Annotated in this window: 19 protein-coding genes; 13 read left to right on the top strand and 6 right to left on the bottom strand. The window is 63.9% G+C overall.

Going from position 1 to position 14,979, the window contains the following annotated elements; all coding sequences use genetic code 11:
- Window positions 1-125 precede the first annotated feature (125 nt).
- Entirely contained in the window at window positions 126-1,187 is a 1,062-nt protein-coding gene (locus JNM03_RS10460) for a DUF5694 domain-containing protein (RefSeq protein WP_294036399.1), read from the top strand.
- Window positions 1,188-1,217: 30 nt separating this feature from the next.
- Here JNM03_RS10460 and cobS read toward each other — a convergent pair whose 3' ends face one another.
- The 3 genes from cobS to JNM03_RS10445 all read right to left on the bottom strand — a co-directional run bounded on the left by cobS (window position 1,218) and on the right by JNM03_RS10445 (window position 3,344).
- Window positions 1,218-2,207, bottom strand: coding sequence for a cobaltochelatase subunit CobS (gene cobS / locus JNM03_RS10455; RefSeq protein ID WP_294036397.1), 990 nt, complete (start codon window positions 2,205-2,207; stop codon window positions 1,218-1,220).
- Window positions 2,208-2,304: 97 nt separating this feature from the next.
- Window positions 2,305-2,742 (bottom strand): ester cyclase, encoded by a 438-nt coding sequence (locus JNM03_RS10450; RefSeq protein WP_294036395.1) that lies wholly within the window; start codon window positions 2,740-2,742, stop codon window positions 2,305-2,307.
- A gap of 11 nt (window positions 2,743-2,753) precedes the next feature.
- A complete protein-coding gene (locus tag JNM03_RS10445) occupies window positions 2,754-3,344 on the bottom strand; it encodes a J domain-containing protein (RefSeq protein WP_294036393.1) in 591 nt (196 codons plus the stop codon).
- Window positions 3,345-3,372: 28 nt separating this feature from the next.
- Here JNM03_RS10445 and JNM03_RS10440 point away from each other — a divergent pair, with 28 nt between their 5' ends.
- From JNM03_RS10440 to JNM03_RS10410, 7 genes are all read left to right on the top strand, one after another.
- On the top strand, window positions 3,373-3,654 hold the full coding sequence (locus JNM03_RS10440; protein WP_294036392.1) for a BolA family transcriptional regulator: 282 nt from the start codon (window positions 3,373-3,375) through the stop codon (window positions 3,652-3,654).
- On the top strand, window positions 3,654-4,022 hold the full coding sequence (locus tag JNM03_RS10435) for a cupin domain-containing protein (RefSeq protein ID WP_294036391.1): 369 nt from the start codon (window positions 3,654-3,656) through the stop codon (window positions 4,020-4,022). The genes JNM03_RS10440 and JNM03_RS10435 overlap by 1 nt, the downstream gene beginning before the upstream one ends.
- Window positions 4,022-4,906 (top strand): pirin family protein, encoded by an 885-nt coding sequence (locus JNM03_RS10430; RefSeq protein WP_294036390.1) that lies wholly within the window; start codon window positions 4,022-4,024, stop codon window positions 4,904-4,906. The genes JNM03_RS10435 and JNM03_RS10430 overlap by 1 nt, the downstream gene beginning before the upstream one ends.
- A 111-nt stretch (window positions 4,907-5,017) precedes the next feature.
- Window positions 5,018-5,941: an alpha/beta hydrolase gene (locus JNM03_RS10425; RefSeq protein WP_294036422.1), complete on the top strand. Its 924-nt coding sequence runs from the start codon at window positions 5,018-5,020 to the stop codon at window positions 5,939-5,941.
- A 237-nt stretch (window positions 5,942-6,178) separates the two neighbouring features.
- Complete coding sequence (locus JNM03_RS10420) at window positions 6,179-6,949, top strand: helix-turn-helix transcriptional regulator (RefSeq protein ID WP_294036389.1); 771 nt, start codon at window positions 6,179-6,181, stop codon at window positions 6,947-6,949.
- Window positions 6,946-8,166 carry a low temperature requirement protein A gene (locus tag JNM03_RS10415; protein WP_294036388.1) on the top strand — a complete coding sequence of 407 codons (1,221 nt, stop codon included), beginning with the start codon at window positions 6,946-6,948 and terminating at the stop codon, window positions 8,164-8,166. The genes JNM03_RS10420 and JNM03_RS10415 overlap by 4 nt, the downstream gene beginning before the upstream one ends.
- 26 nt (window positions 8,167-8,192) lie before the next feature.
- Window positions 8,193-8,438: a hypothetical protein gene (locus tag JNM03_RS10410; RefSeq protein WP_294036387.1), complete on the top strand. Its 246-nt coding sequence runs from the start codon at window positions 8,193-8,195 to the stop codon at window positions 8,436-8,438.
- A 10-nt stretch (window positions 8,439-8,448) separates the two neighbouring features.
- On the opposite strand, the gene JNM03_RS10405 is transcribed toward JNM03_RS10410, so the two are convergent.
- Entirely contained in the window at window positions 8,449-8,877 is a 429-nt protein-coding gene (locus JNM03_RS10405) for a hypothetical protein (protein ID WP_294036386.1), read from the bottom strand.
- Between JNM03_RS10405 and JNM03_RS10400 the strand changes: the two genes are divergently transcribed.
- Window positions 8,876-10,033, top strand: a complete 1,158-nt coding sequence (locus tag JNM03_RS10400; protein ID WP_294036385.1) for a serine hydrolase — start codon at window positions 8,876-8,878, stop codon at window positions 10,031-10,033. The genes JNM03_RS10405 and JNM03_RS10400 overlap by 2 nt on opposite strands.
- Window positions 10,034-10,046: 13 nt before the next feature.
- Here the strand turns inward: JNM03_RS10400 and JNM03_RS10395 are convergent, their stop codons facing one another.
- Together JNM03_RS10395 and pdxH are read right to left on the bottom strand one after the other, a co-directional pair.
- A complete protein-coding gene (locus JNM03_RS10395) occupies window positions 10,047-10,868 on the bottom strand; it encodes a PhzF family phenazine biosynthesis protein (protein WP_294036384.1) in 822 nt (273 codons plus the stop codon).
- Window positions 10,865-11,443, bottom strand: coding sequence for a pyridoxamine 5'-phosphate oxidase (gene pdxH, locus JNM03_RS10390; RefSeq protein ID WP_294036383.1), 579 nt, complete (start codon window positions 11,441-11,443; stop codon window positions 10,865-10,867). Before pdxH ends, JNM03_RS10395 begins: the two co-directional genes overlap by 4 nt.
- A 161-nt stretch (window positions 11,444-11,604) precedes the next feature.
- Here pdxH and JNM03_RS10385 point away from each other — a divergent pair, with 161 nt between their 5' ends.
- Genes JNM03_RS10385 through JNM03_RS10370 form a run of 4 tightly spaced genes read left to right on the top strand, consistent with a single transcriptional unit; the run spans window position 11,605 to window position 14,976 of the window.
- A complete protein-coding gene (locus JNM03_RS10385) occupies window positions 11,605-12,543 on the top strand; it encodes a DnaJ C-terminal domain-containing protein (RefSeq protein WP_294036382.1) in 939 nt (312 codons plus the stop codon).
- A gap of 3 nt (window positions 12,544-12,546) precedes the next feature.
- Window positions 12,547-13,629, top strand: coding sequence for a YihY/virulence factor BrkB family protein (locus JNM03_RS10380; RefSeq protein ID WP_294036381.1), 1,083 nt, complete (start codon window positions 12,547-12,549; stop codon window positions 13,627-13,629).
- Window positions 13,626-14,453: an SDR family oxidoreductase gene (locus JNM03_RS10375; RefSeq protein WP_294036380.1), complete on the top strand. Its 828-nt coding sequence runs from the start codon at window positions 13,626-13,628 to the stop codon at window positions 14,451-14,453. Before JNM03_RS10380 ends, JNM03_RS10375 begins: the two co-directional genes overlap by 4 nt.
- Complete coding sequence (locus JNM03_RS10370; protein WP_294036379.1) at window positions 14,446-14,976, top strand: GNAT family N-acetyltransferase; 531 nt, start codon at window positions 14,446-14,448, stop codon at window positions 14,974-14,976. The genes JNM03_RS10375 and JNM03_RS10370 overlap by 8 nt, the downstream gene beginning before the upstream one ends.
- Window positions 14,977-14,979: the final 3 nt, after the last annotated feature.

The raw sequence follows: 14,979 nt of genomic DNA, 5'->3' as shown, positions 1-14,979 counted from the left end.
GCGCAACGCTGGCAGAGCGGGCGATACTTGGGAAGGCGAAAGTTGGATGATCGGGAGTATTGATCGAGTAATACACTTGGACTATTCCAAGGCGAACGCCGTGGGCGGCGATCAGGGAGAATGTGATGTCGTTATTCGCTGCGCTGCTGCTCGCTGCCGGGACCAGCACGCCCCCGTCCTATGTGCCGTCCTTTGATCCGGGGGCGTTCAAGGCCGATACGGCCGGCGAGCTGCTCGTTCTGGGGACGCCCCATCTTTCGGCGCTTCCCGAAGGGTTTTCGGTCGCCAGTCTCGACCCGTTGCTCGCGCGGCTGGCGGCATTCAATCCGCAGATCATCACGATCGAGGGTATCTCCGGTCCCGATTGCGAGATGCTGTTGCGTTACAAGCCGCTCTATCCCGGAGCCTATGACGATTATTGCTGGAACCCCGAGCCGGCGCGCAAGGCCACCGGACTCGATGTTCCGGCCGCGACGATCGAGGCCGCGCGGTTGCTGGCGGCCTGGCCGGCAAATCCCGTCGCTGCCGAGCGTCGCCATCTGGCCGCCGTCTTCCTTGCGGGCGGTGAGCAGGCGTCGGCGCTTGTGCAATGGCTGAGACTGCCTGCGGCCGAACGGCATGCGGGTGACGGGCTCGACGAGACTCTCGTGGCGCGGCTCGACAAGCTGACGACCCATCGCAACGAGAATTTCGTCATAGCCGCAGCGCTCGCGGCGCGGCTGGAGCTTGATCGCGTCTATTCGGTCGACGACCATAGCGCCGACGGGACGACCGCGTCGATCGACAAGGATCCGGGTTATGGCGCTGCCCTGCAGCGAGCCTGGGATAATCCGGTCCTGAAGGAACGGCTGGCTGCCGAAAAGATAATCGAGTCGCGACTCGACAGCGCCGGCGTCCTCGATCTTTATCGTGCATACAACAGTCCCGCGACGATGCGCATCGCGTTCGACAGCGATTTCGGCGCGGCACTCGCCGACGTGACGCCGCAGAATTATGGTCGCCGCTATGTCGGGTGGTGGGAAACGCGCAACCTGCGCATGGTTGCAAACATCCGCGCCGCGATGGCGACACGCCCGGGTGCGCGCACGCTCAGCATCGTCGGCGCCTCGCACAAGGGGTATTTCGAGGCCTATCTCGACAAGATGCACGACGTCCGGCTGGTCGACGCCGAGGCCATATTGAAATGACGGTTCGGGGCGGCGTACCGCTCCGGCCGCTTATTTGCCGATGACGCCCTCGGGCAGATCCTCGCCGAACACGCGCTGATAATATTCGGCGACGATCATCCGTTCGGCCTCGTCGCATTTGTTTAGGAAGGTCAGGCGGAAGGCGAAGCCAAGATTGTTGAAGATCGCGGCATTCTGCGCCCAGCTTATCACCGTGCGGGGCGACATGACGGTCGAAATATCGCCGTTGATGAATCCCTGACGGCTCAGATCAGCGACCTTCACCATATTGGCGACGGTCGTGTCGTCGGTGCCGGGCACCTTGGCGAGGATGATGGCGCTTTCGGTCGCGGCAGGCAGATAGTTCAGCGTGACGACGATGTTCCAGCGGTCCATCTGGCCCTGATTGATCTGCTGAGTGCCGTGATACAGTCCGCTCGTGTCGCCGAGACCAACCGTGTTCGCGGTCGAGAAGAGGCGGAAATGCGGGTTCGGGCGGATCACGCGATTCTGGTCGAGCAGGGTCAGCTTGCCCTCGGCTTCCAGCACGCGCTGAATCACGAACATCACGTCGGGGCGCCCCGCGTCATACTCGTCGAAGACGAGCGCGGTCGGCGTCTGCAGCGCCCAGGGGAGCAGACCTTCGCGAAATTCGGTGACCTGCTGGCCGTCGCGAAGGACGATCGCGTCGCGGCCGACAAGGTCGATACGGCTGATATGCGCATCGAGGTTGACGCGGATGCACGGCCATTTGAGCCGGGCGGCAACCTGTTCGATGTGGGTCGATTTGCCGGTGCCGTGATAACCCTGAACCATCACGCGACGGTTGAACTTGAAGCCGGCAAGGATCGCGAGCGTGGTGTCGCCGTCAAAGACATAGGCGGGGTCGAGGTCGGGAACGCGCTCGTCGGCCTCGCTGAACGCGGGAACCTTCATGTCGATATCGACGCCGAAAACCTCGCGTGCATCGACCTCGGTATCGGGCGCGGCGAGCAGCGTCGAGCCGTGGTGGTCGGGAAGGCTGTTCGGGATGTCGGTCATGTCGGTTGTCCAGCGAAGCGATAGGTGGGAGAGTCGCCGGACGTCCGGCGCTTCGCCAGCGCGGTATCGCTATGGGTTGCGGCTTGCAACGCCTTATTCAGAGCAGACCCAGGGCCTTCATCACCGCCGACTGGTCGTAATAGGGCCGCTCGCAGACGATCTTGTCGCTGCCCGGCGCAAATTCGAAAGTCGCGGCCATGCGGATGCGGAAGGCCTTGCCGGTCGGTTCGATCGTACGGAGACCGAGCTTCAGCGGTCCCAGATGCGTGCCCGTCAGCCAGAATTCGACGAGCACCGCGTTCGTGCTTTCGTCGGCCGCGATGGCGATCACCTCGTTCGCCTGATCGGGAAAGGGTTCGCGCGACGTAGCGAAATAGGACCGCACGGCGGCCTCACCGTCGAAGACGGTGCCGGGACCGAGCAATTCATAGCGAGGATGCTCGAAGGTCGCGAGGACGCCGTCCCAGTCGTGCGTGATCTCAAGCGCCATATGGCGGCGGACGGTTTCGATACGCGCTTCGTTCAGGTCGCTCATCGAACCTCTCCTTATGCGAAGGCCTTCGTCTTTCTCAGCAACTGATATGCCTGAACGACCTCGCCGAGTCTCGCCTCGAAACTGCGATCGCCGCCATTCCGGTCGGGATGATATTTGCGGACGAGCTCGCTGTAACGGCGACGGAGCGCCGCGCGGTCGGCGTTGGCGGGCAGCGCCAGCAATTGCATCGCGGCATGCTCTTCGCGCGTCAGGCCGGGGTTGGCCGCCTCGCGCCGCGCTTCGTCCATTCGCTGGCGGAAGCGCGCACCGAGCGCGTCCATCGGATCCTTGAAGTCGGCCCAGCGCGGCGGCAAGTCGGCGCTGCCCGCGGGCCGGAACGCGCGGCTTTCGGTCTCCCAGCCGGCGGTTGGCGACTGCGCCGCCATGATCTGGTCGGCGGTCATGCCTTCGAAGAAATTATAGCCCGCGTTGAATTCGCGGACATGGTCGAGGCACAGAAAGCGGTAGGGAGGGGGCCCATCGGGCGACCGGTGCTGAGACACGGGCGCGCGAAATTCCCCGGGTTCGCGGCAACCGGGCACGGCGCAAGGGGCGTCGCGCGGAACGCGGCCATGGAATCGGGGGGAGCGGGGGCTTGTCATGCGGAACGTCCGCCTCCAACATGGGGGCATGACACAAAAAGGTCCAGTCCAACGCGAAATGGAAGACATGCTGACCGCCGCTTTCCCGGATGCCAGCTTCATCCTCAGCAACGACAGCGCGAAACATCACGGCCATGCGGGCGACGATGGCAGCGGCGAGTCGCATTTCAGCCTGACCATCGAATGGTCGGGCTTTGCGGGCCAGAACCGCGTCGCGCGTCAGCGTGCGGTGAACAGGGCGCTGGGCGACTTGCCGGGCCAGCGCGTCCACGCGCTTGCGATCAAAGCGAGCGCGCCGGGGGAGGGGTGATGCCATCCAAGGTCAATCTCGCTGAAGCCTTCGGCAGTTTTCACGATCATTGGAATCCGCGGATCGCGGGTGACATCAACGATTTTCAGGTCAAGCTGGTCAAGCTCGACGGCAAGTTCGATTGGCATCACCATGAGGTCGAGGACGAGCTTTTTCTCGTCGTGGCCGGCCGGATGAAGATGGCTTTCCGTGGTCGCGACGTGATCGTCGAGCCGGGCGAATTCATCATCGTGCCCCACGGCGTCGAGCATTGCCCCGAGGCGCTGGACGGCGAGTGCCATGTGCTGCTGCTAGAACCCGGTTCGACACGGAACACGGGCAATGTCGAAACCGGTAAGACCCGAAGAACCTTGGAAAGGCTCGATTGATGTTTACCGTCATCACCCCCTCGACGCACGACATCGGCGCATTCGACGTGCGACGCACCTTGCCGAACAAGGAGCGGACGATGGTCGGCCCCTTCATCTTTGTCGACCAGTTCGGCCCGGCGCATTTCGACATCGGGCAGGGAATGGACGTGCGGCCGCATCCGCATATCAATCTGTCGACTTTGACCTACCTCTTTGAAGGCGCGATCGACCATCGGGACAGTCTCGGCACCTATGCGACGATCCGGCCCGGCGCGTGCAACCTGATGACGGCGGGGCGCGGCATCGTTCATTCCGAGCGTACGCCGCAGGCCGAGCGCACCACCGGGTCGCCGATCTCGGGCATGCAGACATGGCTCGCTCTGCCCGACGGCAAGGAAGAAATCGATCCGGCCTTCGAACATGTCGCGGCCGACGATCTCCCGCTTGTCGAGGATGGTTCGGTATCGGCGCGGGTGATCATGGGCAGCCTATGGGGTGCGACCGCCCCGACGACGCAGCAGGCCGCGACGATCTATGCCGATATCCTGATGAATGCCGGTTCCAGTTTGCCGATCGAGGCTGAAGCCGACGAGCGCGCGGTGGTGGTCGCGATGGGCGATGCGCGCCTCGATGGCCAGGCGCTCGACCGGTACAGCCTCTATATCCTAAAGCCTGGGCAGGCGATGACGTTGCGGGCGGATACCGATGCGCGCGTGATGCTCCTCGGCGGCGAGGCTTTCGTGACGCCGCGCCATCTATGGTGGAATTTTGTCAGCTCCTCGCGTGACCGGATCAACGAGGCCAAGAACGACTGGAAAGAGCGAAGATTCCCGCTGGTTCCGGGCGACAGCGCGGAATTCATCCCGTTGCCGGGGATGCCCACGCCTCCGCCGCCTCGTTGAGGCCCGCTCCTGCACTGTCTTTCGGGCCCGTGTGTCGCCCGATACAAGGTGGCTTGCCAGCTTCGCCGATCCCCGCCATCTGGTTTTGAAAAGCAACTTAAGGAGCGGATGATGGACGGCGATTTCGAGCAGGTTCGGGTGAAACTGTCTACGGGGGTCGAACTCGACGTCGTCGATGTCGGACCAAGGGATGCTCCCGCGCTGATCTTTCTCCACGGCTTCCCCGAATCGCATCGTACCTGGCGCTTCCAGTTGCCGCATTTTTCGGACCGCTTTCGCTGTATTGCGCCCGATCAGAGGGGCTATCGCGGATCATCGAAGCCGCTGGGCGCCGAATCCTATACGCCCGACAAGCTGATCGCCGATATCTTCGCGCTCGCCGACGCGCTGGGTGTCGGCGAGTTCACGATCGTCGGCCATGATTGGGGCGGGGCGATCGCCTGGGGCGTGGCGCTGGGTGGGCAGCCCGGCGGGCTGCATCCCGCCTGGGCCGGGCGCGTCCAGCGGGCGGTGATCGCCAACGCGCCGCATCCCGGAATCTTTCAGCGCCTGCTCCTCACCGATCCGGGGCAGCGCGCGGCGAGCCAGTATATCCGAACCTTTCGCGATCCCGCGAGCGATGTGATCATCGAGGAGCATGGTATCGCCGGCATCCTGGCACACGCTTTCGCGGGGCGCGTGCCGAGCGGCGGGATCCAGCCGCCCGACGAGATCGCCCGACTGCTCAAGGATTGGGAAGATCGCGACACCTGCCGGGCGATGATCAACTGGTATCGCGGTTCGCCGGCGAACGTACCGGCGATGGACGAACCTTATGACGCGCCGGCGGCGGCACCCTTTCCGAAACTGACGATCCCGACGCTCGTCGTCTGGGCGCTGGACGATGTCGCGCTGCCGCCGAGCAATCTCGACGGGATGAGCGAACTGGTGCCGAACGTGACGATCGTGAAGGTGCCGGGCTGTGGTCACTTCGTCCCGTGGGAAGACCCCGGCGCCGTCAATGCAGCGATGGACGTGTTTCTTTCGGAAGACTGATCACGCAAGCGCCTTTTTGCCTCGTTTCCGGGATAAAAAGGTGGCGGGCGGCAAGATCCGATGCCGCCCGCCGGGAGGGGTCTCGTGGTGGTGCGACCAGGCCCACCAGGGTCGTGCATTCTGCAGCCGACCAGGGGTGCTTGGCCGACGTCCCCGGAAATTGGAGGGGCGATTTAACCATATGATTCGCCCGGATTGCAGGCTTTCAGATTCTCCCATCTTTGCCATATTCCGGTCATGGACGTGGGGCGACTCAAGACGGCCTCGATCGTCGACAGGATCGATGGCCCTAGTGACTGGACGATCGAACGCGACGTCCATGTGCTGACCTTGCACGAAGCGGGAAGCTATCATTATCTGGAAACATGGCTTGACGGGCGGCGTACGTCGCTCGGCGACCCCCTGCCGGGGGAGATGTGGCTTGCGCCAGCCAATCGGATTTTCGCCGCCGCGGCGCAGGGCGGCGCCGTCCGCTATCGGGTGGTGGAAATCCCGGCGGAGTTATTGACGGTTGCCAAGGACGCGCGGGTAATCGCGGCGCACGAGGATGCGGCCCTGGCAGCGTTGGTCCGGGCGCTGGGCGCGGGTGACGATGCGGCAGCCGATCCGCTGCTCGCCGCGATCGCTGAGACGCTCGACGGCGGCGTGATGCGCTTCCCCGCGACGGCGGACATATCGCGGCGGCTCGACAATCTGATGACATTCATCGAACCACGGATCGAAACACATCTGACGGTCGAGGATATGGCGGCGGAGGCGGGCATGTCGGTCAATAGCCTGATCATCCACTTCGCCCGAGCGACCGGGCGGACGCCCGCGCAATATCTGCTCAACCAGCGCTTGCGCCGCGCGCGCTGGTTCCTGATGAACCGGCCGCTCAGCGTCGCCGAAATCGCCTTTGCGACCGGATTTTCGAGTCACGCGCATTTATGTGCGGCCTTCCGGAACAAGCTGGGTATATCTCCCGGGGCCTGGCGTCGTCAGGCGACGAAGGAGGGGCTATTGTGAGCCGCAACGATCTGTTCCGCGCGCGCAGCGGTCACGGCCATGCGCCGGTCACCAATATCGAACTTTTCTTCGACCTCGTCTTCGTCTTTGCGATCACGCAACTGTCACACGCGCTGCTCGAACATCTGAGCTGGCTTGGCGGCTTGCAGATATTGCTGCTTCTTTTTGCGGTATGGTGGGTGTGGATATTCACCACCTGGGTCGCAAACTGGCTCGATCCCGACCGGGCGAACGTCCGGTTGATGCTGATTGCGCTGATGATGGGCGGACTCGTGCTGTCGAGCACGATTCCTCAGGCGTTCGGCAAGAACGGCTGGCTGTTCGCCGCGGCCTATTGCTCGATGCAGATCGGGCGAACATTCTACATGATCTGGGCGAGCCGCGGCATTCATGATGGTCGCGCCCGCAATTTCACGCGGATCGCCTTCTGGCATTTCCTGTCGCTGCCTCTGTGGGTTGCCGGCGCGCTGGCAACGCCGGAGCAGCGCCTGTTCCTTTGGGGTGGCGCCCTGCTTGTCGATTACATGGGACCCGTCACCTTCTTTCCGACGCCGGGTCTCGGGCGCTCGAAGGGGCATGACTGGGATATTTCTGGCGCGCATATGGCGGAACGCTGTGCGCTGTTCATCATCATCTCGTTGGGCGAAGGCGTTCTGATCACCGGGGCGACCTTCGCAAGCCTGCCGCAGGACGGTATCCACTGGCTTGCCTTCGCGACCTGCTTCCTGGGGTCGGCGGCGCTCTGGTGGCTCTATTTCGATACAGGTGCCGTCCGCGGGAGCGAGCGGATCGAGGCGAGCGAACAGGCAGGACTGATCGCGCGCAACGCCTACACCTATTGGCATATCCCCATCGTCGCTGGCCTCGTCGTCTCGGCGGTCGCCGACGAGATGCTGCTGATGCACCCCTATGGCCATATCGAGCCGGCGTTTCTCGCGGTCACGATCGGCGGTTCGTTGCTGTTCCTGATCGGCAACATGGGTTTCAAGAAAGCCACGAACGATCGCTCGCTGCCGCCGTTTTCGCACATGATCGGTTGCGTGTTGCTGGTCGCGGTCGGCGCCGCGGCCTGGTTCCTCCATTGGCAGCCGATCGCGCTGGGCATGGCGGCTTTCGCGGTGCTGGTGTTCACCGCGATATGGGAATGGGGAAGCTATCATGGCGGATGGCGCCGCTGGGCGCCGTGGTTTGGCCGGTTCGGGGCCGCTGACGCATAGTCTGTTCGTGGGGGAGAAACAGGATCGTGTCACATACCACCATCATGCTGATCGCCGGGCTCGCGCTGTTGATCGCGATGCGCATTCTCATCCGCGACAAGGGGCGTGCGACGAGGGTCTTTCTCGCCCTGTGGTTGCTCGTATCGATCGGCAACCTGCTCGTCGGCGTGCTGTCGGCCGGCTATGGCTGGGGTGAGGAAGGGGGGGTCTGGCTGATCGTCTTTGGCGTTCCCGCCGCCTTCGCGATGATCGCGGCGCGTATCGGACGTTAGGGTCGGGACCCTAATTTGCGGGGCCGATCAGACACCCGCTCGCACCGGCATAGCGTGCGCTGCGCGACGCGAGCAGGGGAACGCTGCCGGTGACGGTCTTCGTTGCCGGATCGTCGCTCAGCGACACGATTTCCATCCCAGGCTCGAAGTCGGTCTGACAGCTATCGAGGCTGCGGCCCTGAACATAGCGGCAAGAACAGCCGACGCGAGCGGCATAGGCGGACCCCAGTTCGGCCTGCGCCTTGAACGATGGGAATTTCCAGACCAGGAAAATCGCGAGCAGGACGCCAAAGCCGATTACCCATGGCAGCCAGCCGCCGCTCTTGCCGTCCCGCCGCCGCCGTCCGCGCAGATGCGGCGGCACATCGGGGGGCGGCGCTGACGGTTTCTGGTCTGCCGTTGCCGGATCGGGCGGGTTGGTGTTAGTCACGCCAGTCATGATCACGAAAAAAGCCATGCTGGCAAGTGCCGCTCTCGTCCTGCTGGGAGGCTGGTCGCTGACGCATGCGGCGGGGCAGGGCAGTATCGCCCCTGCGGCGCCGGGCCCGACCTTCGGCGCCTCGCTCGACGACGTGCGGGCTGTCGATACGTCGCAGGCGCTGCCGGCGCTCGATCCGGCGATCAAGGCCAAGGCCGATGCGCTCTTCGCAGACGCCAGCGACGTGGGCGAAACTCGCGCGCTTTATGTCCTGCGCGACGGCAAGCCGATCTATGAGCGGTATGGCGAGGGTTTCGGCCCGAATTCGAAGCTTATCAGTTGGTCGATGGCGAAGAGCATCACCGCGGTTCTTGCGGGAATCATGGTGTCCGACGGCCAATTGTCGCTCGACAGCCCGGCGCCGGTGGCTGCGTGGGAGCGGAGTGGAGATCCTCGGGGCGCGATCACACTTCGCAACCTGCTCCATATGGCGTCGGGCCTCGAGCATGTCGAAACCGGCAATCCGGTGTGGGAGGGCGATACGGTCGATATGCTCTTTGGCGCCGGCGCACAGGATATGGCGAGCTTTGCCGAAGCAAAGCCGGCGGCCGCGCGCCCGGGCGAGCTATTCAACTACAGCTCGGCGACCAGCGTCATTCTTTCCGACATACTGACCGATACGCTCACCCCTTCGCAAAATCCCGACGCGCGGCGGGAGGCGATGCGCGAATTTATCCAGGGCCGGCTTGCCGAACCGCTTGGGATGACCAGTCTGACGCCTGAGTTTGACGCGCACGGTACGATGATCGGTGGGTCGATCATGCACGCTACCGCCCGTGACTATGCAAAATTTGGGGAGTTCCTGCGCAATCGCGGCGTCGTCAACGGCCAGCGGCTGCTGCCCGAAACCTGGATGCGTTTCATGCTTTCACCCTCGCCGAACGACGCCGGCTATGGTGGGCATATCTGGTTGAATCGCAGCCGGCCTGCGGGCGCCGACGCCGCGCTTTGGCCGGACCGCGGTCCGAACGATCTTTTCGCCTGCATCGGTCATCAGGGGCAATATATCATCGTGTCGCCGTCGCAGCGGGTGACGGTCGTGCGGTTGGGCATCACCAGGGACGACGAATTTCCTGCCCTTCGCCGTCACCTCGCCGACCTGCTCGCGGCGCTCTGATTTTCCGTCAGCCCTACAGCAAGAATTCCCCGACCAGCGTTGTGACGCAGCGGCCAGTCAGTTCGACCTGATCGTCGATCAGGCGACAGCCGATATGACCACCGCGCGTGCTGGCCTGCCAGGCGGCGAAATGATCACGGCCGAGGCGCGTTGCCCAATAGGGGGCGAGAACGCAATGCGCCGACCCCGTCACCGGATCCTCGTCGATCCCGCCGCCGGGCACGAAGACGCGGCTCACCACGTCGGCCCCCGACGGATCGCCCGCGCCCGGTGCGGTTGCGATGTACATGCGGTCGCCCCCGGATTTGAGCGCCGCGAAGTCGGGCGTCAGCGCGCGAACTTCCGCGGCGCTACGATAGGCGATCAGCGCGTAACCGCCATCGTGCCACAGCATTTCGACCACATCGCCGCCGACCGCTGTCGCCACGTCGGGCATCGCCTTCGCTTCCGCGCGATAGGCGGGCAGCAGCATGCGATAGTCATTCTCGTCGCCCCCGCGCATCACTTGCAGGATGCCGGCCTTGCGCGTCCGGAAGCGCATTTCGTTGCGCCAGGCCGCGTGCGACAACAGCACATGCCCGCTCGCCAGCGTCGCATGGCCGCAGAGCGCGACTTCGACGGTGGGGGTGAACCAGCGCAGTTCATAATCGGCCTCGCCACTCTCGTCGGCAACGAGAAAGGCGGTTTCGGAGAGGTTGTTCTCGGCCGCGATCGCCTGCAGCATCGCGTCGCTCATCCATTCCTCCAGCGGCATGACCGCGGCGGGATTGCCGGCGAAGGGTCGGTCGGCAAAGGCGTCGACGCGCGTGATGGGAAGCGAGCGGAGAGCACTCATGGGTAGAGAAGTCCTTTCGTCCAGCCGTCGCCTTCGCGCACATACAGGGTGCGCTCGTGCAGACGATGTTCGCGGTCTTGCCAGAATTCGATCCGTTCGGGCGTGACGCGCCAGCCCGACCAACGGGGTGGTCGCGGGACATCCTGCCCCTCGAACCGCGCCTGCATCTCGGCAAAGCGCGCCTCGAAGGTCGCGCGGTTGTCAAGAGGGCGCGACTGGTCGCTGGCCCAGGCGCCAAGCTGGCTGTCGCGGCTGCGGGTTGCGAAATAGGCGTCGGCCGTGGCGGCATCGACGGGCGCGACCGCGCCTTCGACGCGGATCTGGCGCCGAACCGACTTCCAGTGAAAAAGCAGCGCGACATGTGGGTTCGCTGCCAGTTCGCCGCCCTTGCGGCTGTCGAGATTGGTATAGAAGACGAACCCGTCCGGCCCGTGCCCTTTCAGCAGCACCATGCGCAGCGACGGGTGGCCGTCGGGGCTGCTGGTCGCAAGAGCCATTGCGTTGGCATCGTTGAGCTCGCTGGCGCGAGCTTCGGTGAACCATGCGGCGAATTGGGCAAAGGGATCGTCACTCATGCGCGCGTCATAATGCGCCCGGGGGTAATGGTCGAGGTTCATCGCATCCTCGTCATGCCGCTATGCTGGCGGGATGGACCTTGACCGACCTTTGCGTTGTTCCCACATCGCGCGCTAATCAGGCCTTCACGGCCAGTCACTTATCGGGCTACAGGAGCAAGATGGCCGATCCTTATTCCACCCTGGGCGTTGCGCGAACTGCAAATGAAGCGGAGATCAAATCCGCCTATCGCAAGCTTGCCAAGGAGCTCCACCCCGACAAGAACAAGGACAATCCCAAGGCGTCGGAGAAGTTTTCCGACGTCACCAAGGCGTATGACCTGCTGTCCGACAAGACGAAGCGGGCGCAGTTCGATCGCGGAGAAATCGATGGCGAGGGCAATCCCGCCATGCCTTTCGGCTACGGCGGCGGAGGCGGCGGATTTCGCGGCGACCCGCGCGGCGGTGCGCAGGGCGGCTTTGGCGGCTTCGGGAACGAGGGCGCCGACTTCGGCGATATCTTCGAGGGATTGTTCAGCGGGCGCGGCGGCGGTGGCGGACCGTTCGGCGGCTTTGGTGGCCGCGGCAACGCGCCGCCCGCCAAGGGAGCGAATGTCGCCTATCGTCTGTCGGTTTCCTTCGTCGATGCCGCAACGCAGGCGATGCAGCGCATCACGCTGGCCGATGGCAAGACGATCGACCTGAAGCTTCCGGCCGGCGTCGAAACGGGTACGCAGATGCGCCTCGCGGGCAAGGGGCAGGCAGGCCCGGGCGGCCATGGCGACGGGATCGTGACGATCGCCGTCAAGGATCATCCTTTCTACGAGCGCGAGGGCGACAATATCCGGCTCGATCTGCCGATCACGCTGAACGAAGCGGTCAAGGGCGCGAAAATCAAGGTGCCGACCGTCGATGGACCCGTCATGCTGTCGGTCCCTGCGGGATCGACCTCCGGCAAGGTGATGCGCCTGAAAGGCAAAGGGTTCAGCCAGAAGGCCGGTGGCCGCGGCGACCAGCTCGTCCGGTTGATGGTCGATCTGCCGCCCGACGACCACGAGCTTGCAAAGCTGGTTGAGGCGTGGACCGACGCGCGCGCGGTCCGGGCGGACCTTGGCGTGTGATGCGTGGCTGAGCCAAGCGAGAAAAAGATCGTCGCCGCGCTGGAGCGCGAGGTGGCCGTTGAAGTCGGCCAGGAGTTTCTTGCCGAAGGGCATTCGCCGCATTCGCCCGAAGCGCGCGCCGAACGGGCGAAGCGCGTCAAATTGCGCGCGCGGGCGCAGGGCGTCCTCGAACGGGGTCGCGACACGCTGGGGCCGGGAACGCGGGCGTTCCGAATTCTGCGCCGCGTCGTTGTCGGTACCTATACCGACGGTTTCATCCATGCGGGGAATCTGGCCTATCTTGCGTTGATCGCGCTTTTTCCGTTCTTCATCCTTGTTGCCGCGGTGCTGAGCCTGCTGGGCGGCAGTTCCGGCGGCGAAGCGGCGATCGAGGCCGTCTTCTCGCTGATGCCACCTTCCGTCGCAAAAGCGCTCGCGGGGCCGATCCGGGAGGTCATGAGCGCGCGCACCGGCATTTTCCTGTGGATCGGGGCGCTCGTCGCGTTGTGGACGGTGGGCAGCTTCATCGAGACGATGCGCGACATTCTGCGCCGTGCCTATGGCACGCATTTCAGCCGTGGTTTCTTCCATTACCGCCTGCTGTCGATTGGGATCATCACCGGCGCGGTCGTCCTGATGATCCTGTCGTTCAGTATGCAGGTGCTGATCGTCGGGATCGAGCAGTTCATTGCGCGCGTCCTCCCGCCCGCCTATCAGTCGGCAGGAACCGTCGCGATCTCGCGCGGCGTGTCGGGTTTCGGCCTGTTCCTTGCGATCTATCTGCTCTTCTATTCGCTGACCCCGTCCAAATACCGGCGGCGGCAGTTCCCCAAATGGCCGGGTGCACTGTTCACGACGCTGTGGTGGATAGCGGTCACCCTTGCGCTTCCGCCCTTGCTCGCCAGCCTGCTCAGCTATGACGCGACCTATGGCAGCCTTGCGGGGGTGATGATCGCGCTGTTCTTTTTCTACCTCGTCGGATTGGGTATGGTGGTTGGCGCCGAACTCAATGCAGCCTTGGTGGAGGTTGAGGATTTGGGACACGACGCTATTGGGCGCATCGACGACATCATTATCGAAGACAAAAAGGCCGGAGAAGAAAAATGACGGGTCTGATGAAGGGCAAACGCGGGCTGATCATGGGTCTTGCGAACGACAAGTCGCTCGCCTGGGGCATCGCGAAGGCGTTGCACGCGCATGGCGCGGAACTCGCGATCAGCTATCAGGGCGAAGTGATGGAAAAGCGGGTGAAGCCACTTGCCGACCAGCTTGGCTGTGATTTCCTGATCGATTGCGACGTCAGCGATATGGACAATCTCGATGCGGCCTTTGCGACGCTTGCCGCGCGCTGGCCGACGATCGATTTCGTTGTCCATGCGATCGGCTATACCAACAAGGAGGCGCTGCGCGGTCACTATGCCGAGGTGACGCTCGACGATTTCCTGATGACGATGAACATCAGCGTCTACAGCTTCACTGCGGTCGCCAAACGCGCGGCGGCGATGATGACGCCCTTCGATCCCGAAACCGGCGCGGGTGGCGGGTCGCTGCTGACGCTCAGCTATTATGGTGCCGAGAAGGTGATCCCGCATTACAACGTCATGGGCGTCGCGAAATCGGCTCTGGAGACGAGCGTCAAATATCTCGCCAACGACTACGGTCCGCAGGGGGTGCGCGTGAACGCGATCTCGGCCGGCCCGATCAAGACGCTCGCCGCCTCGGGAATCGGCGACTTCCGCCTGATCCTCAAGTGGAACGAGCATAATGCCCCGCTGCGCCGCAACGTCACGATCGACGATGTCGGCGGATCGGCGCTCTATTTGCTGAGCGACCTCGCGTCGGGCGTCACCGGCGAAACACACCATGTCGACGCGGGCTATCACACCGTCGGCATGAAGCAGGAAGATGCCCCGGATATCGCGCTTGCCTGACGACTTCGTTATCCGCGCCGCGACGGCGGCGGATGCCGATGCCATCGACGGGATCGTTCGTGCCGCCTTTGCCGAAACCGAATTCGGCGATCAGGGCGAGGCTGAACTGGTGCGGATGCTGGAGGCGGACGGCGATATCGTGGTTTCGCTGGTTGCCGAACGCGATGGTTCGGTTATCGGGCACGCTCTGTTCAGCCGGATGACGGCGGAAGCGGATGGTGCGCCGTTGTCGGCGGCCGGGCTGGCGCCAGTGTCGGTCGCGCCAGGATCGCAGGGGCAAGGCATCGGCGGCGCCCTGATCCGTGCTGGCAGCGATCGCTTGCGCGCGGATGGTGTTGCGATCGCCTTTGTCCTCGGCGACACCGGCTATTATTCCCGTTTCGGCTATTCCGCCGAACTCGCGGCGCGCTTTGCGTCGCCCTTTGCCGGGCCGCATTTCATGGCAATGATGCTGGACAGCGAGGCGATATGGCCGCAAGGCGGCCGCGCCGAATACGCGCCCGCATTCGACCGCTTGGGGTAGGAT

Source organism: Sphingopyxis sp. (genome assembly GCF_016793825.1).
GTDB lineage: Bacteria > Pseudomonadota > Alphaproteobacteria > Sphingomonadales > Sphingomonadaceae > Sphingopyxis.
The sequence above is the reverse complement of the archived record's forward strand: the minus strand, read 5'-3'. Positions and strand labels throughout refer to the sequence as shown.

What these genes read in the sequence shown, in the direction of transcription:
- JNM03_RS10460 (WP_294036399.1), top strand. Translation starts at nt 126, where the DNA reads ATGTCGTTATTCGCTGCGCTGCTGCTCGCTGCCGGGACCAGCACGCCC.
- cobS (WP_294036397.1), bottom strand. Translation starts at nt 2,207, where the DNA reads ATGACCGACATCCCGAACAGCCTTCCCGACCACCACGGCTCGACGCTG.
- JNM03_RS10450 (WP_294036395.1), bottom strand. Translation starts at nt 2,742, where the DNA reads ATGAGCGACCTGAACGAAGCGCGTATCGAAACCGTCCGCCGCCATATG.
- JNM03_RS10445 (WP_294036393.1), bottom strand. Translation starts at nt 3,344, where the DNA reads ATGACAAGCCCCCGCTCCCCCCGATTCCATGGCCGCGTTCCGCGCGAC.
- JNM03_RS10440 (WP_294036392.1), top strand. Translation starts at nt 3,373, where the DNA reads ATGACACAAAAAGGTCCAGTCCAACGCGAAATGGAAGACATGCTGACC.
- JNM03_RS10435 (WP_294036391.1), top strand. Translation starts at nt 3,654, where the DNA reads ATGCCATCCAAGGTCAATCTCGCTGAAGCCTTCGGCAGTTTTCACGAT.
- JNM03_RS10430 (WP_294036390.1), top strand. Translation starts at nt 4,022, where the DNA reads ATGTTTACCGTCATCACCCCCTCGACGCACGACATCGGCGCATTCGAC.
- JNM03_RS10425 (WP_294036422.1), top strand. Translation starts at nt 5,018, where the DNA reads ATGGACGGCGATTTCGAGCAGGTTCGGGTGAAACTGTCTACGGGGGTC.
- JNM03_RS10420 (WP_294036389.1), top strand. Translation starts at nt 6,179, where the DNA reads ATGGACGTGGGGCGACTCAAGACGGCCTCGATCGTCGACAGGATCGAT.
- JNM03_RS10400 (WP_294036385.1), top strand. Translation starts at nt 8,876, where the DNA reads ATGATCACGAAAAAAGCCATGCTGGCAAGTGCCGCTCTCGTCCTGCTG.
- JNM03_RS10405 (WP_294036386.1), bottom strand. Translation starts at nt 8,877, where the DNA reads ATGACTGGCGTGACTAACACCAACCCGCCCGATCCGGCAACGGCAGAC.
- JNM03_RS10395 (WP_294036384.1), bottom strand. Translation starts at nt 10,868, where the DNA reads ATGAGTGCTCTCCGCTCGCTTCCCATCACGCGCGTCGACGCCTTTGCC.
- pdxH (WP_294036383.1), bottom strand. Translation starts at nt 11,443, where the DNA reads ATGAGTGACGATCCCTTTGCCCAATTCGCCGCATGGTTCACCGAAGCT.
- JNM03_RS10385 (WP_294036382.1), top strand. Translation starts at nt 11,605, where the DNA reads ATGGCCGATCCTTATTCCACCCTGGGCGTTGCGCGAACTGCAAATGAA.
- JNM03_RS10375 (WP_294036380.1), top strand. Translation starts at nt 13,626, where the DNA reads ATGACGGGTCTGATGAAGGGCAAACGCGGGCTGATCATGGGTCTTGCG.